General features: G+C 53.6%; 15 protein-coding genes, 1 tRNA gene and 1 pseudogene. 4 read left to right on the top strand and 13 right to left on the bottom strand.

Annotated elements, in window-relative coordinates:
• Positions 1 to 82: 82 nt before the first annotated feature.
• The 9 genes from ccmI to ccmA are packed head-to-tail and all read right to left on the bottom strand — an operon-like array spanning position 83 to position 7,035.
• On the bottom strand, positions 83 to 1,294 hold the full coding sequence (ccmI, locus tag C7433_RS11090; RefSeq protein ID WP_033740720.1) for a c-type cytochrome biogenesis protein CcmI: 1,212 nt from the start codon (positions 1,292 to 1,294) through the stop codon (positions 83 to 85).
• Positions 1,294 to 1,749: a cytochrome c-type biogenesis protein gene (locus C7433_RS11085; RefSeq protein ID WP_110268182.1), complete on the bottom strand. Its 456-nt coding sequence runs from the start codon at positions 1,747 to 1,749 to the stop codon at positions 1,294 to 1,296. The genes ccmI and C7433_RS11085 overlap by 1 nt, the downstream gene beginning before the upstream one ends.
• Entirely contained in the window at positions 1,746 to 2,300 is a 555-nt protein-coding gene (locus C7433_RS11080) for a DsbE family thiol:disulfide interchange protein (protein ID WP_006120096.1), read from the bottom strand. Before C7433_RS11080 ends, C7433_RS11085 begins: the two co-directional genes overlap by 4 nt.
• Positions 2,297 to 4,255, bottom strand: coding sequence for a heme lyase CcmF/NrfE family subunit (locus C7433_RS11075; protein ID WP_110268181.1), 1,959 nt, complete (start codon positions 4,253 to 4,255; stop codon positions 2,297 to 2,299). Before C7433_RS11075 ends, C7433_RS11080 begins: the two co-directional genes overlap by 4 nt.
• Positions 4,252 to 4,737 carry a cytochrome c maturation protein CcmE gene (ccmE, locus tag C7433_RS11070; protein WP_033740729.1) on the bottom strand — a complete coding sequence of 162 codons (486 nt, stop codon included), beginning with the start codon at positions 4,735 to 4,737 and terminating at the stop codon, positions 4,252 to 4,254. Before ccmE ends, C7433_RS11075 begins: the two co-directional genes overlap by 4 nt.
• Positions 4,734 to 4,967, bottom strand: coding sequence for a heme exporter protein CcmD (gene ccmD / locus C7433_RS11065; RefSeq protein WP_006120099.1), 234 nt, complete (start codon positions 4,965 to 4,967; stop codon positions 4,734 to 4,736). Before ccmD ends, ccmE begins: the two co-directional genes overlap by 4 nt.
• Positions 4,964 to 5,704 carry a heme ABC transporter permease gene (locus C7433_RS11060; protein WP_110268180.1) on the bottom strand — a complete coding sequence of 247 codons (741 nt, stop codon included), beginning with the start codon at positions 5,702 to 5,704 and terminating at the stop codon, positions 4,964 to 4,966. The genes ccmD and C7433_RS11060 overlap by 4 nt, the downstream gene beginning before the upstream one ends.
• Positions 5,705 to 5,758: 54 nt before the next feature.
• The gene (ccmB, locus tag C7433_RS11055) at positions 5,759 to 6,418 is read right to left on the bottom strand and encodes a heme exporter protein CcmB (protein WP_110268179.1); all 660 of its coding nucleotides are present in this window, start codon (positions 6,416 to 6,418) and stop codon (positions 5,759 to 5,761) included.
• A complete protein-coding gene (gene ccmA / locus C7433_RS11050) occupies positions 6,418 to 7,035 on the bottom strand; it encodes a cytochrome c biogenesis heme-transporting ATPase CcmA (RefSeq protein ID WP_110268327.1) in 618 nt (205 codons plus the stop codon). Before ccmA ends, ccmB begins: the two co-directional genes overlap by 1 nt.
• A gap of 243 nt (positions 7,036 to 7,278) precedes the next feature.
• On the opposite strand from ccmA, the gene C7433_RS11040 reads away from it, so the two are divergent.
• The 4 genes and pseudogenes from C7433_RS11040 (at position 7,279) to C7433_RS11025 (ending at position 10,211) form a co-directional block, all read left to right on the top strand.
• Positions 7,279 to 8,211: a formate/nitrite transporter family protein gene (locus C7433_RS11040; RefSeq protein WP_039339756.1), complete on the top strand. Its 933-nt coding sequence runs from the start codon at positions 7,279 to 7,281 to the stop codon at positions 8,209 to 8,211.
• A 73-nt stretch (positions 8,212 to 8,284) separates the two neighbouring features.
• Positions 8,285 to 8,359: transfer RNA gene (locus C7433_RS11035), tRNA-Arg, on the top strand.
• A 179-nt stretch (positions 8,360 to 8,538) separates the two neighbouring features.
• Positions 8,539 to 9,027, top strand: a pseudogene (locus tag C7433_RS11030) (tyrosine-type recombinase/integrase); the annotation flags it as partial.
• A 179-nt stretch (positions 9,028 to 9,206) separates the two neighbouring features.
• Entirely contained in the window at positions 9,207 to 10,211 is a 1,005-nt protein-coding gene (locus C7433_RS11025) for a hypothetical protein (RefSeq protein ID WP_110268178.1), read from the top strand.
• A gap of 455 nt (positions 10,212 to 10,666) precedes the next feature.
• On the opposite strand, the gene C7433_RS11015 is transcribed toward C7433_RS11025, so the two are convergent.
• From C7433_RS11015 to C7433_RS11000, 4 genes are all read right to left on the bottom strand, one after another.
• Positions 10,667 to 12,022: a VasL domain-containing protein gene (locus C7433_RS11015; protein WP_110268176.1), complete on the bottom strand. Its 1,356-nt coding sequence runs from the start codon at positions 12,020 to 12,022 to the stop codon at positions 10,667 to 10,669.
• A gap of 46 nt (positions 12,023 to 12,068) precedes the next feature.
• A complete protein-coding gene (locus C7433_RS11010; protein ID WP_110268175.1) occupies positions 12,069 to 13,313 on the bottom strand; it encodes a GIY-YIG nuclease family protein in 1,245 nt (414 codons plus the stop codon).
• A gap of 77 nt (positions 13,314 to 13,390) precedes the next feature.
• Positions 13,391 to 13,789, bottom strand: coding sequence for a hypothetical protein (locus C7433_RS24125; RefSeq protein ID WP_110268174.1), 399 nt, complete (start codon positions 13,787 to 13,789; stop codon positions 13,391 to 13,393).
• A 121-nt stretch (positions 13,790 to 13,910) separates the two neighbouring features.
• Complete coding sequence (locus C7433_RS11000; RefSeq protein WP_110268173.1) at positions 13,911 to 14,378, bottom strand: hypothetical protein; 468 nt, start codon at positions 14,376 to 14,378, stop codon at positions 13,911 to 13,913.
• Position 14,379 lies beyond the last annotated feature (1 nt).

Raw genomic sequence — 14,379 nt, 5'->3', positions numbered from 1 at the left:
CGGGTAGATCAGCGCGTTAAGCAAGCATAGCTGATATCCACGGTGCGGTTTACAGATTCAGACAGAGCCAGAGAATATCGGTCTAAGGCTGCTGCGCATTAATCTCAACGGTCACATGCTGATGACCGTCCCAGGGCACGACGGCGCTGACACCGAACCAGTCACCCGGCTCAGGGTTCGCGCGGCCATTACGTGAAATCCTGACGCGAACCTGGATCTGTTTCTGCGCCGAAAGACGGCGCCCCTGCATCATGGCATTACTGTCATCCAGCGTCAGCGACACGGGAAAATGCCCGGCAGCAAGACGCTTCACGGCCACCGGCACGGGCGACATACCGTCAGTAACCGAAATATACATGACTCCGCCCGGCGGTAACATGTTTTCTGCCTGGGGAGAAAGCGTCACATCTACCGTCAACTGGCTCGCTTGTTGTCCGGCGTCCGTTCTGGCTTGCTCAATACTGCGCGCAATGTTGTCGCGCCGGGGATCGTCCGCCGGCAGCGCGTTCAGTAAGGTTTGCCAGGCCGCAATCGCCTGAGCATAGTGTTGCTGTTCAAAGGCAGCGTAAGCCAGCAGGCTCAGCGTCCGGGCATTGTGCGGATCCTGTTTACGCAGATCCTGCAACACAAGTTCTGCCTGACGGTTTTCCTGTGGATCGCCCGACCGGGCCAGAACCTCGGCGTAATCCTGTTTTAATACCTGATTATTCGGTGCCAACTGCAGCGCGTGCTCGAACGCCTGACGGGCGGTCGTCGCGTTATTCAGCACCATACCAAGACGGCCAAGCATTGCCCAGTCGCTAAGGTTATCAGGCTCGGTTTGCAGATGGCTGCGCAAACCGAGCTGTAAGCGTGAAAGCTGTTCCGGCGTCAGCGGCTTCGCGTGAGGATCCAGCACCTGCGCACGCAGCGCAGGATATGCTTTCTGCACCTGCAGCCAGCCGCTGAACGGCACAAAACCGCCGGTGTTGAGATAGCACACCAGCGGCACGACCAGTAAGACAATAATGCCCGGTAACAATACCCAACGGCGACTGCTGCGCGACTGTGCATCCGGTGCAGGCGGAATATCACTCAACAGTGACTGCTGTAGCTCGCGCGCCATCACGTCCCGCTCGGCGATCACGCCCTGATCCTCATCCTGCGTCAGTTCGGCCAGCCGTTGGTGATAAAAATCTTTATTAAGGCTGTCACGCGTGACTATGTGGGACGCGCGCGGACGCCAGCCTGCGGCCAGGAACAGCACACAGGCCGCGAACAGCAGTACCAATATCGCGATTAAAAAGGCTGCCATTATGCTTCCCTGTCCGATTTCAAAATGGCTTCAAGCCGCTGTTGCTCTTCATCACTCAGTTCGCTACAGGTCTTACGCTGGCGACTGCGCCAGACGATTACGCCCGCGCCGCCTGCGACAAACAGCGCAGGTCCCAGCCACAGAATCACGGTGGACGGCGTGACGGGCGGTTGGTAGCTGACGAAATAGCCGTAGCGCGCCACCATATAGTCGAGGATCTGCTGACGCGTTTGTCCCTGTTTCATCAGCTGATAAACTTTCAACCGCATATCCGCCGCAATCATGGCGTTGGAATCCGCAATGCTGTTGTTCTGACATTTGGGGCAGCGCAGGGAGGCGGTGATATCACGGTACTGTTCTTCCTGCGCGACGGAGTCAAATGCATAGGTATCAATGGCCGCCCACAGGCTGGCGCTAAACAGCAAGCCGCAAAGCATCATCACCAGCGCTTTCATGAGCCGCTCTCCGTATTGTATTTATCCCATAAAGGCTTTACTTCCTGCTGCCAGACGCGCGGATTCAGATCTCCGGCATGGCGATAGCGAATAATGCCGTTGCCATCGATCAGAAAGGTTTCCGGTGCGCCATATACGCCAAGATCCAGGCCCAGCATACCGTCGCCATCATACAGGCTGAGCGCATAAGGATTACCCAGCGTGTTTAACCAGGTCACCGCCTTTTGCCGATCGTCTTTATAATTGAGCCCGACTACCCGCACGCCCTGCTCTGCCAGCGTATTCAGATAGTGATGTTCTGCCCGACAGGTCGGGCACCATGTTGCCCAGACGTTGAGTAAAAGCGGTTTGCCGGTGATAAGCGTTTGCTGGTTGTAGGTTTTACCGGGCGTTTCCAGGGCTTCGAGCCGGAACACCGGCAACGGTTTACCAATTAACGCCGACTCCAGCCGCGTAGGATCGTCGCCCGCCGCATTGCGTGACAGTTGCCAAAGCAGCGCGGCGGCCAGCAGTAAAAACAGGATCAGGGGAATAAACAGAATCTTTTTCATGCCCGCACCTCGCGCTCGCCTTTTTTACGCGCACGATAACGCGGATCCAGTAAACAGAGCAGACCGCCGGCAGCCATAAACAGTCCACCGAACCAAATCCAGCGCACAAAGGGTTTATAGTAAATGCGCACCGCCCAACTGCCGTCATCGAGTTCCTCACCCAGCGCCGCATAGAGATCGCGGGTAAAGCCACCATCAATTGCCGCCTCGGTCATCATGGTGCGCGCCGCTGAATAAAAGCGTTTTTCCGCATACAACATCGCTTCAGGCTGCCCGTCCCGCGTCACATCAATCACCGCCACGCCGCCGCTGTAGTTGGGCCCTTGCAGATCCTGAACATCGCGGAAGACAAAGTGGTAGTGATGGATATCAACACTGTCGCCCGCTTTCATGCGCACATCCCGTTCAACGCTGTATTGCGTGCTAAACGCTATCCCAATCACGGTGACGCCGACACCTAAATGGCCGAGCACCATGCCCCAGTGGCTGCGTGACAAGTGGCGCAGTCCGGTGAAAAAAGAATGACGATGCGTCGCACGTTCATGCAGTTCCATCAGGGTTAACACGATGATCCATACCGCCATCAGCAGGCCCACTACCGTCATTGCCTCTACCCGATCCTGTAGCCACCAGGGCAACAGCACGGAGGCCAGCAGCGTGACGACCAGTGCTAACAGCAAACGCCGTACCAGCTTCTGGGGTTCATCACGGCGCCAGCGCACTAACGGCCCAATCCCCAACATTAAGGCCAGCGGTGCCATCAGCCAGCTGAACAGCGTATTAAAAAAGGGCTGGCCCACGGAGATGCTGCCCAGACCGAGTTGTTTATGGACCAGCGGTAACAGCGTACCGAGCAGCACCACCAGCATGGCCGCAATCAACAGGACGTTATTGCCCAGCAGAAAGGATTCGCGCGACCACAAGGCGTTTTGTACCCTGCTGCGGACCTGCCCTCCTTTGAGGGCATAGAGCAGCAGCGAGCTGCCAATAACAATCACCAAAAAGGCCAGAATAAACATGCCCCGCGCCGGATCGGAGGCAAACGCGTGCACCGAGACCAGCACGCCGGATCGCACCAGGAAGGTCCCGAGCAGACTCAGGGAGAACGCGGTAATCGCCAGCAATACGGTCCAGGCTTTAAAGGTGCCGCGCTTTTCGGTCACCGCCAGTGAGTGCATTAACGCCGTGCCAGCCAGCCAGGGCATAAAGGACGCATTTTCAACCGGATCCCAGAACCACCAGCCGCCCCAGCCCAGCTCGTAATAGGCCCATGCAGAGCCCAGCACAATACCTATGGTCAGGAACAGCCAGGCTGCGGCGGTCCAGGGACGCGACCAGCGCGCCCAGGCGGTATCCAGTCTTCCGGCCATCAGGGAGGCAATGGCAAAAGCAAAGGCCACCGAGAAACCGACATAGCCCATGTATAACAAAGGCGGATGGAAGATCAGGCCAATATCCTGCAGCATGGGATTGAGGTCGCGGCCATCAACGGGAAAGTCCGGCAGGGTACGGCTGAACGGATTAGAGGTGAGGATGATAAATAACAGGAAGCCCAGCGTAATCATGCCCATCACCGCCAGCACGCGCGCCAGTGCGTCCTGCGGCATGCCGCGGCTGAAGATCGCCACGGCCAGCGTCCAGCCACTCAGCAGCAGCACCCACAGCAGCAGGGAGCCTTCGTGCGCCCCCCAGGTGGCCGCAATGCGGTAATAGACCGGCAGCAGGGAATTCGAGTTGTTAACGACATAGCTAACGGTAAAGTCGTTAACGATAAACGCCCAGACCAGCAACCCGAAAGCTCCCGCCACACAGCCGAACAGGCCAACGGCCAGGGGACGCGCCATGCCCATCAGGCGCGCATCCTGACGCCAGGCGCCCCACAGCGGATATACGCTGAGCAGCAGCGCCAACGCGACGCCGAGACAGAGTAAAAAACTGCCCAGTTCTGGCATCATGGTGTCTGTCCTGCCGGGTGAGTCGCGGCCTGTTGCACGGGTGGTGCGGGCTTCATCGCGGCGGTGATTTCAGGTGGCGTGTAGTTTTCATCATGTTTCGCCAGCACTTCTTTGGCGTTGATCAGGTTGCCGGGTTCAAGGACGCCTTGTGCAACGACGCCCTGCCCCTCGCGAAACAGATCGGGCAAAATGCCCACAAAGTTTACACTGACCACACCACGGCCATCGTAAAGCTGAAAAGAGACGGCCAGCGTTCGGGGATCTCGCGTGACGCTGCCGGGCATCACCACGCCGCCCACGCGCAGACGCTGTCCGGGTTCCGGCCTGATGTGTGCATCACCTTTCCCCTCCAGGATTTCACCTGGCGTATAAAACAGATCGATATTGGACCGCAGCGCATACATTACCAGCGCGGTAGCCAGTCCAAGTCCGGTAAGTATCGCCACGACGACATACAGGCGATTACGACGGCGGATATTCACTTCGCTTCTCCTGCCGTTTTAGTCCCGGCACGTTTAACACTGGCCGCGCGCAGACGGCGCTCCCGGGCATCACGCTGGCGAATGTCCGCCAGCAAACGTCTGTGTGACCACCAGCTGTGTACAATCAGGCCACAAAGAGGCACCAGCGCCCCTGCCACAGCCAGCCAGACGTAAAAGGCGTAACCGCCCATGGCAATGAAGTCATGCCATGAGGCAAAAGCGGGCGTCATTCTTTGCTCCTTGTCTTTGCCAGGGCAATCGCCCAGGGACGTTTACGTTCCGTCAGCAGAATCAGGTTGCGTAAGCGCATCAGCGTTAACGTGATAAACAACAGCAGGTCACCCAGGATGGCCCAGCGCAGCGGCGTGCGCATCGGCGGCGCGATAGCCTGTTGCAGTAAGCCGGACGATCCCTGATGCAAGGTATTCCACCACTGCACAGAGAAATGAATGATGGGCAGATTGATCACGCCGACCAGAATGAGCACCCCTGCGGCGCGCCCGGCCATGCGACGGTCGTCGAACGCCTGATACAGCGCAATGACGCCCAGATATAAAAACAGCAGCACCAGTTCTGATGTGAGCCTGGCGTCCCATATCCACCAGGTTCCCCACATCGGCTTGCCCCAGGCAGAACCGGTAACCAGCGCAATAAAGGTAAACACCGCACCGATCGGTGCCATCGCCGCTGAGACTAAATCGGCCATTTTCATCTGCCAGACCAGACCAGTAAACGCCGCAACGGCCATCGCGCTGTATATCCCCATCGACCACATGGCCGCCGGAACATGAATATACATAATGCGAAAACTGTCACCCTGCTGGTAGTCTGCCGGTGCATAGCCAAATCCCCATATCCAGGCCAGCAGCAGTACCGCCGCACTGGTCAGGGCGAACCCCGGCACCAGCCGACCGCACAACTGATATAGCCGTTCGGGCTTCGCCAGCTGATGTAATCCTTTCCACATGTTTACTTGCTCACTTTTAAATAAACGCGAATAACACGTCTGATGCGTGCTGATTTAGTGCAGCGTAATCCGCAACGCCGCGGCGGTGGCAAACGGGGCCAGCGTCGCACTCGCGACCAGCATCGCCCCCAGCAACGCCAGGTAACCGCCAATGGCTAACCCCTGACCTGCGGCGTCGATGGCCGCGCTGGCAAAAATCAGTACCGGAATAGCCAGTGGCAGAACCAACAGGCTGAGCAGCACGCCGCCGCGACGCAACCCAACGGTCAGCCCCACGCCAATCGCGCCGAGAAAACTCAGCGTCGGTGTTCCTAACAGCAGCGTCAGTGCCACCGCCCGCCAGCCCGGCATACCCAGGGACAGCAACAGGGCCGCCAGGGGCGAAAGCAGAATTAACGGCAAGCCCGTGACCAGCCAGTGGGCGATGACTTTCCCCAGCACCGTGACCGGCAGCGGTACAGGCGACAATAAAAGTTGCTCCAGCGTGCCGTCGTTAAGGTCATCACGAAACAGCCTTTCCAGCGCGAGCAGCGAAGAGAGCAATGCCGCAACCCAGACAATACCGGGTGCGATCCGTGCCAGCTGATGAGGATCGGGACCGATACCCAACGGGAAGAGCGTGATGACAATCAGGAAAAACCACAGTGGATTCATCACTTCGGCGCCGCGACGACAGGCGATGCGTAATTCGCGCTGAATAAGACGACACAACATTACTGCCACTCCACGGCATGCAGGCGGATAGTATTGATCTGCCCCGTCAGCCCCGGTAGCGCCTGATGGCTGGTCACGATGACAGCCCCCCCCTGCTGCGTGTGCGCCACAAAGCGGCTCATTAACGTCTCCACCCCCGTGTGATCGAGGGCGGTTAAAGGTTCGTCCAGGATCCATAAGGTTGCCCGGGTCAGCCACAGCCGGGCCAGGGCGATGCGCCGCTGTTGTCCGGCAGAGAGCTGCGCGGCCGCGACCTCTTCATAACCTGCCAGGCCGACGCTGGCCAGTGCAGTAAAAAGGTGTTCATCGCGGCAGTCTGGATGATAAAAGCGCAGATTTTCCAGCGCCGATAACGCCGATGAGATCCCCGGCAGATGCCCCAGGTAAAGCATGGCCTGATGCCAGGTGTCGCGTTGCCGGTGAACCGGCTGCGACTGCCAGCGCACCTCACCATGTTCAGGCGTGCTCAGTCCGGCCAGGATACGCAGCAGCGACGTTTTCCCGGCCCCGTTTGGCCCTTCAATTTGTACGATGTCACCTGCCGACACGCGAAACGTAAGCGCCTCAAAGAGCGCGCGCTCATCACGCACACAAAGCAGATTAATGATTTCCAACATGGAGGGGTAAATCGCGCCAGCCAAATAAGGCGCAAATGATAGCACAATGTTACAGCGTGCCGAAGGCTGTGCGCGCTCCCCTTTTGCGCAGGGCTTAGATATTCGTGCTTTTCAGCGCGTCTGGTGGATAAAAAGCGCACCACGGCAGAAGGTTGTCACGTTTGTTCGCTGTCGCAGAAACAGTTTCGTTAGCCAAAAAACGACTACGCTTATAACGCATTTGTACTGTTACCAGGAGAAAACATGAAGCCTTCATCAAGCATAAGTCAGGGACCTAACGATGTAGACAGCGAAGAAAAAGAACAGGGAAAGGAGGATATTGAAGTAGATGAAGACGCCCTGCCCTCGCGTGCCGCCGCTATCCACGAAGAGATTCGACAGGACGGGGAAAAAGAGCTGGAGCGGGATGGCATGGCGCTGCTGTGGTCAGCGATTGCGGCCGGGCTGTCAATGGGGGCTTCTCTGATGGCCAAGGGCATTTTTCAGGTTCATCTGGACGGCGTCCCCGGCGCCTATTTACTGGAAAACCTTGGCTACACCTTTGGCTTTGTGATTGTGATTATGGCACGGCAGCAGCTTTTCACTGAAAACACCGTGACGGCCGTTCTGCCCGTTATGCACAAACCCACCACAAGCAATCTTGGTTTATTGCTTCGCCTGTGGGGCATTGTGCTACTGGGCAACCTTATTGGTACCGCGTTCGCCGCCTTAGCGTTTAACGAAATGCCCATTTTTGATGAAGCCACTCGCCAGGCCTTTACGGATATCAGCATGAAGGTGATGGAACATACGCCGGGCGAGATGTTTGCTAACGCGGTGATCTCCGGCTGGATCATTGCCACAATGGTCTGGATGTTCCCTTATGCGGGAGCGGCCAAACTGTTTGTCATTGTGATGATGACCTGGCTGGTCGCACTGGGCGATCTGGCACATATCGTGGTGGGTTCCGTTGAGGTGCTTTACCTGGTGTTTAACGGCAGCGTGCCCTGGACCGCGTTTCTCTGGCCTTTTGCTGTTCCAACCCTGTTGGGTAACCTGACGGGCGGTACGCTGATTTTCGCCCTGATAAGTCACGCCCAGATTCGCAATGATATGGGCGAAGCTGCTCAGGCAAAGGCGAAGGCAGAACGGCGCAAAGCGGAGAAAAAACGTCAGCAGCAGCAAGAAGAACGCTAAATTGCTGACAGAATGAGCAAACGCGCGGCAGTGTAGTGAATCCTGCCGCTTAACTGCGGTATACTGCGCTGGCGTCTCCTTAGTTAAATGGATATAACGAGCCCCTCCTAAGGGCTAGTTGCAGGTTCGATTCCTGCAGGGGACACCATATGTTAGTCTCTCAACGTATCTCTGAGTCTACTTCACCCATCTCATTCAGTCACTTAACTCATCTTAATAGTCCACCTGCGTCTCTAGCAGACTCACAAAGTCCATAGTGTCATGTTGGTACAATTGTTGGTATGTCTGGTTCGATAATGCAGATACCATCAGCCGAAGATTTTTACTATGCCGCTCACTGAGTTAAAGGTAAGGAATGCGAAAGCTGCTGCGAAACCCGTCAAAATGACAGAAGGTAATGGTATGCATCTTTTGATCGCCCCATATGGTTCCAAATACTGGCGTTTTCAGTATCGCTTTGGTAGCAAATAAAAGATTCTTGCACTTGGTGTTTATCCTGAGATCACGTTATCAGAAGCCAGACGCAGAAGAGACGAAGCAAGGCAACTCGTTGCAAAGGGCGTTGATCCAAGCGAGAAACGCAAAGCTGATAAGGTCGAGATCAAAGGGCTGCTGACATTTGAAAAGGTTGCACGAGACTGGCATTCCAGTAACAAGACCTGTTCGGAAAGCCACAGAACGAATGTGTTAAGCAGTCTTGAGAGTCATTTATTCCCCATTACTGGCAATCGTAATATCACAGAACTCAAAACCCGTGACTTACTGGTTCCAATAAAAAAGCTGAAGCAAAAGGGCACCTCTGACCTCCTCACCCGATATAGCTAACAATGAAGTATTGGCACTTTTGACTCCCATACAGCTTCGTCATGTAACCCAACACTTTTTGCCTTAGCCATTAGGCGTATTTACAATATCCAACACGATTGATTAAAGTATCTATGGAAGAAAACAGGCTTGGCTTTTACCTAAGCAACTGTTTCATTGGAGGAAATCAAATGCCGCGCAATCTGGCCCCCGCATACTGTGTAGTTCAACAACCTGGTAACCTCGGATACCAAGCAAGAATGCTTTTTAATGACAGTAATTCCGAAGCTGCTCGTCTCTTTATGCAGACCAATGCAGACACGCCGTGGCTGAATCCGGGTCAGATAGTTATCGTGGCAGACCCGGATTCTTCACAAACCATGCAAATGTTGGGTGCTTTAAGGCAGGCTAAACAGAAAACCAATACAGCGTTTGTTGGCGTGACTTCTGACGAAGCGAGTTTCATGCAGCAGCATTACAGTTTGATCGCTGCACTGACCACTGCGGGAGATAAAGTATTTGGGGCTATTGGTGACGTTGGTGAAAGATACTTTTCAGAGATCGAGAATACCCTTAAAAAGATAGAGGTAAGTTACCAAAACCAGTTTCGTAGTCAGGGAACACTGATTAGTCAGCAATTCTTCGCAGAGCGTAACCAACTCTTTAATCAGCTAAAAGAACTTGTGAACAAACCGCTACTGAAATCATTGATACGAAATGCGGTTAAGTTCAGGCCTTACGAGGACATGCGTAGAGCACTAAATCTATCCAGCCGCTCCATAGTACATGAATGGTCTACAGTGGGACTGGCAGGGATACCAGGTTATTCAAGTTATGTAGGCAATGCTGCGAAAGCTGCAAAATTCTTAAAATCAGGTGGTTACATAGGAATGGGTTTTGCATTTGCCGGAACCACGAATGACGTAGTCAATGCCTGCGTTAAAGGTCGTGAGAGCGAATGTAAAAGAACTGCGTTCAAAGAGTACGGTAAGTTTGGAGCGTCGACTTTAGCAGGTATGGGAGGAGGTGCAGCAGGTTCTTTAGCAGGATTAGGTGTATGCGCAGCAATAGGGATCGCTACAGCAGGAACCGGCGCGATAGTATGCGCAGCAGTTGGCTCAATCGCTGGGGGTTATGTAGGTGGCAAAGCGAGCGACTCTGTAATGGATACTATCTATGAATACATGGGAATTTAAAAAATGAAATCGGCCCTAATGGTTTTGATTATGCTTCCTTTGGTTAGCTTAGTCGTAAGTGTTCTTTTGTACCTAATGAACAGGTCTCGCTACCAGAAATTGATCTCGGACTTCCAACAAAAGCATACACTCCCCACCCCTTACTTGTTGCACTGCAATATGGGATATATAGGTTCACCTCTAATGACCTATTTTTTTATGCGATTAAAACAAAACAAAAAGATCTTCTTTTTAAACAGGAACAACAATGCTTACAGCTTTGCACATGAAGGTCAAAATCTAAAAAAGATAAATACTCTCAAACCACTCTATTATACTTTTGCATTTGGTTTATCATGCTGTTTGCTCCTTGGATTTATCGCAATTTTGATCCGACTTCATATTATTTGACTTTTCCAGGCAACAACAATAGATATAGAGCGCGTCCTGGCTGAGTGAAGACTAACCTACTGGTTTTATTTTTCTGCCTGCTGTTTCAGTTCGGCATAGCGGGCTGTCAGTTGTTTCAGGTGCATTTCCAGCTGAGATTGGGCAGCAGCAGGTAACGGTTTGCCCGCTGGATGTTGCGACAGTAAGCGCAGCTGTTCTTCAGCCGGTATGGACTGATTAAAGAACTGCATCGTGGCAAAAACCACTGATTTCAGCTCACTGACCGTTATGTATTTACCCTTCTGTTCATCAAGGCCATTTAATCTGTCGCTCAGTTTTTGTAGTGTCATCATTCCCTGAGACCAGCCATTAAGCTGCTCTGCCGGTAATGCGACAGCACTGCGTTGTTGTTGCCATTGCTGTGCCAGAGACTTTGCCTGCTCCGGCCAGAGCGCCTGAGCCTGCTCTACAAGTTGTCGACTGTAGTCAATGCTCCAGCCCGGCGGAAGCTTATCCAGACGGTTCAGCTGTTGCTGTGTCTGGGCGATCACGTTCTGCGGCAAAGCAGTCTGCTGACGCAATAGATCCACCTGTTCTGGCGTGAGCGTTGCAGGTAAAGGTGCCAGAGATGCCGCCAACTGAGCCTGCAGCGGATTTGGCCGGTTTACATATTGCCAGCTTCCCACTGCGGCCACGCTTATCACCAGCATGGCACCCATACCGGCAACGAAAGATTTCCACTTTTTTACCGGCGCGGGAAGAGTCGCCAGTACTTCCACATTCGCCTGATATTCAGGGCGGGCAACATACACCCATTTCATCGCGCTGGCGGTTTCTTCTGCACCGTCGGCTGCGAAGGCGGCTGCATCGTTGATCACACTAGCTGGCAGCACAGCTGCCCCTGCCTGGGTTGTGTCGTCACTGTTTTCCAGCCGGACAGCGCTGTTATGCATCAGGATACGTAACGTATCGAGCTGGCTCAGATGTTTAAGTTCCAGGCGCTGCAGCACTTCACCCATAGTAGTAAGACGTTGCTCTGCCTTGTACAGCTGACCAAGGTCGCTGTAATTCAGCGGGAGCGCGCGCATCCGTTGCTGCAGACGCTGGCTCAGACTGCTGAGGATTTCCATGCGGGCATGTACCGGCTGCGGCCAGAGCGTGCCCCACTGATGGCTTATCAGCGCATCCAGTATCGCCAGACCTTCATTGAGGCCGAACAAGCCGGCCAGCTGCGTTCGGGCAAGCGTATACCAGGCCGCCGTCTGCAGTTCCACACCATTCTGCTCAAACAGTGAGAGACAGCGTTTTTCGACATACGGCCAGTTCACATCCGGGCGCGCAGGATGCTTCAGCTTACTTAGCTCATCGCGCAGAGCGGCATAATCCGGTAGCGTGCGCGGGTCGCCGCCGGTTTTGATTTTACGCGGGGTGATGTCATTCATGACCAGTTGTCCATTTGACGAATAAGGAGCTATTGAAAGTTATTGCTTATGCGGCTTCGTTTTCTGCATATTCGAGACTCTGCAGATACTGTAGCGCCACCGGGTCAGCAATATATTCGACCTTCCCGTGGTGACGTTCCACTTCATCGATAATCCGGCTGAGCTCGACCCGGAAGAATTCCTTACGCAGGTTAACCCGGTTAATCCGGTAGTTTTCCAGATGGTCATGCAGTGTCTTTTCAAGCGCAGGGGCGTCATCGCAGGAAATCATGGCGTGGACGTCAAAATCAAACGGCACGGCTGCCCCGCTCAGTTCTTTCACACGCTCCATAGGCTCCAGGCGTCGGGTCATACCGATTTTAAATACGTTTTCACCGAAGGAGCCAATATTCGAAATCACATATACATGTCCCTGTTTCGTGAGCTGTGCCATAGATTTGGCGCGTTCATACTGCTGATGCACGTCCTGGATTTTCTGCTCCAGCGCCAGACGCTGTCTTTCCAGCTCTTCCCTGTGAGCACCTTCAGCGGCGAGCAGGGCTTCCTCCAGTAAACGCTGCTGCTCAGCAAGGCGTTGCTCCTCCTCTTCCGCTTCGCGCTGCTGCTGCTCGAGCTCATCCTGACGCTGTTTTTCTTCCCTCATCTGACGCTTGAGCTCTGCCTGATACTCTTTTTCTTCCTGCGCTTTTTCCAGCAGGGCGACCTTATCCAGAAACTGCTGTTTTACGCCTTCCCAGTCGGCATTATCTTCAAGTTCCAGAAAGGTGATTTTCTCGCTAATGGCCGCGTAAGCGTCTCTCTCCTTCCTGAGCTGGTCATACTTGCTTTGCCAGTTATTCACCGTGGTGCCGGAAAGCAGGGTTTTGACTTTGAATTTATACGCGGAGTCCACAATACGTTGCATTGCCCGGGAGGCTTTATTTCTGGCATTGTGAAAGTGATCCCACTGGCCGGAAAGCTGTTTCTTCTCCTGATACAAGCCGCGAGCCACTTCAGTACTGACAGTTTCTTCAAAGGCTTTCTCTTTCTGTGCAAGGTCCGACATGGCCTGTTCAAGCTCCGCCGTTTTCTTCCGGAACCCCCGGTAAACGAAAACACGTATTATCAATGCAACGGCTGTCAGTAAACCAAAAAACAGACCGATGATTCCGGCCGGATTCGACACCGATTCAATAAATCGCTCATTAAGATTGATTAATGCCCTTACCGCGACATAAATACCCCAGGCAATGAAACCAATAACAACCAGAATAATACCCGCAGCATTGTCATCTTTTTTTCTTCGTGCCATGTTTTATTTCTTTCCTTTCTTATTTTCATCCTGAAGATTTAATCTGAATAATGGGAATAGAATTTTTCCATATCAAATTAATACTGTTTCCCTGAGCAAATTGGTAAATGAGTGTATCCGGGCTTGCTGGCCATATAGAGGGGAGCGCATGTGGGCTGTCGGGGCTGGGTACTGACCGGTTCGTCGTTTTCTGCAACACTTTGCGGCTCCAGCTTTTTCGCCGTTGTCACTTTTTTCGACTTAGCTTTGCGAGTGGAAGTAGACTGTTTTACCGAATTGCTGGTTGCTGAGGAACCATACCCGGAACAAAATCGTTTCGACTGGCTCAGACTCCCGTCATTACAGGCAAAGCGGCCATCCGATGTGCAGTGCGCTATACCGCCTTTTGAACCTGAGCAGGGCTGCCTTCCACGCGCAGCATCGGCTTGTGCCGTAAACAATATTCCTGAGACCAGAAGAAAGATTAATTTTCTCATTTCCATATCCGTGATTTATTTCGTTATGTTGTGGCTCTGTTCTCCGTCAGCTATTAACTGTTTCGCCAGGTAATTATGCAATGACAGACAGGTAAACAAACTATTACTCATTCCGGCTCCGCTATGGAAGGAGTGCCAGAATCAAACCAAAAAATGTGCTCTCATCAAAAGCCTGCCCGGAGGGGGATAAAGCGCCAGGCGGAACAAAGGTCCAGTTTTTCACCGTGACTGACCGCATAAATAATCGCCCCAGAGGCGTCACGAGTCCTCCATTATGGAAGGTCGCCTCCACGCACCCGGTTACACCCTGGCCGTACAAATATACCGGTATAAATTTTACTGACCGTTCGTCGTAACGCAGCACCGCAGCGGATATATCAAACGCCCCGCCCACCAGCAGGTCTGTCACGGATACTGGTAACGTTTCCACATTCAGTCCGGTATCGGCCAGCCACGTGTCCATCTGCTCCTGCAGCTGTGTCATTCGCAGGCGAAATTCTGCTATATCGGCCTGTGTCTTGCTGGTAAACGTAACCGGGGCGGGTTGCCTGGCCTGAAGTTTTTTCAGGAACTGTGTTTTTACTGACATG

It is taken from the genome of Pantoea sp. PNA 03-3 (genome assembly GCF_003201175.1).
GTDB lineage: Bacteria > Pseudomonadota > Gammaproteobacteria > Enterobacterales > Enterobacteriaceae > Pantoea > Pantoea stewartii.
Note: the sequence above shows the minus strand (reverse complement) of the source record. Positions and strands in the feature narration are given on the sequence as shown.

What these genes read in the sequence shown, in the direction of transcription:
- ccmI (WP_033740720.1), bottom strand. Translation starts at nt 1,294, where the DNA reads ATGGCAGCCTTTTTAATCGCGATATTGGTACTGCTGTTCGCGGCCTGT.
- C7433_RS11085 (WP_110268182.1), bottom strand. Translation starts at nt 1,749, where the DNA reads ATGAAAGCGCTGGTGATGATGCTTTGCGGCTTGCTGTTTAGCGCCAGC.
- C7433_RS11080 (WP_006120096.1), bottom strand. Translation starts at nt 2,300, where the DNA reads ATGAAAAAGATTCTGTTTATTCCCCTGATCCTGTTTTTACTGCTGGCC.
- C7433_RS11075 (WP_110268181.1), bottom strand. Translation starts at nt 4,255, where the DNA reads ATGATGCCAGAACTGGGCAGTTTTTTACTCTGTCTCGGCGTCGCGTTG.
- ccmD (WP_006120099.1), bottom strand. Translation starts at nt 4,967, where the DNA reads ATGACGCCCGCTTTTGCCTCATGGCATGACTTCATTGCCATGGGCGGT.
- C7433_RS11060 (WP_110268180.1), bottom strand. Translation starts at nt 5,704, where the DNA reads ATGTGGAAAGGATTACATCAGCTGGCGAAGCCCGAACGGCTATATCAG.
- ccmB (WP_110268179.1), bottom strand. Translation starts at nt 6,418, where the DNA reads ATGTTGTGTCGTCTTATTCAGCGCGAATTACGCATCGCCTGTCGTCGC.
- ccmA (WP_110268327.1), bottom strand. Translation starts at nt 7,035, where the DNA reads ATGTTGGAAATCATTAATCTGCTTTGTGTGCGTGATGAGCGCGCGCTC.
- C7433_RS11040 (WP_039339756.1), top strand. Translation starts at nt 7,279, where the DNA reads ATGAAGCCTTCATCAAGCATAAGTCAGGGACCTAACGATGTAGACAGC.
- C7433_RS11025 (WP_110268178.1), top strand. Translation starts at nt 9,207, where the DNA reads ATGCCGCGCAATCTGGCCCCCGCATACTGTGTAGTTCAACAACCTGGT.
- C7433_RS11015 (WP_110268176.1), bottom strand. Translation starts at nt 12,022, where the DNA reads ATGAATGACATCACCCCGCGTAAAATCAAAACCGGCGGCGACCCGCGC.
- C7433_RS11010 (WP_110268175.1), bottom strand. Translation starts at nt 13,313, where the DNA reads ATGGCACGAAGAAAAAAAGATGACAATGCTGCGGGTATTATTCTGGTT.
- C7433_RS24125 (WP_110268174.1), bottom strand. Translation starts at nt 13,789, where the DNA reads ATGAGAAAATTAATCTTTCTTCTGGTCTCAGGAATATTGTTTACGGCA.
- C7433_RS11000 (WP_110268173.1), bottom strand. Translation starts at nt 14,378, where the DNA reads ATGTCAGTAAAAACACAGTTCCTGAAAAAACTTCAGGCCAGGCAACCC.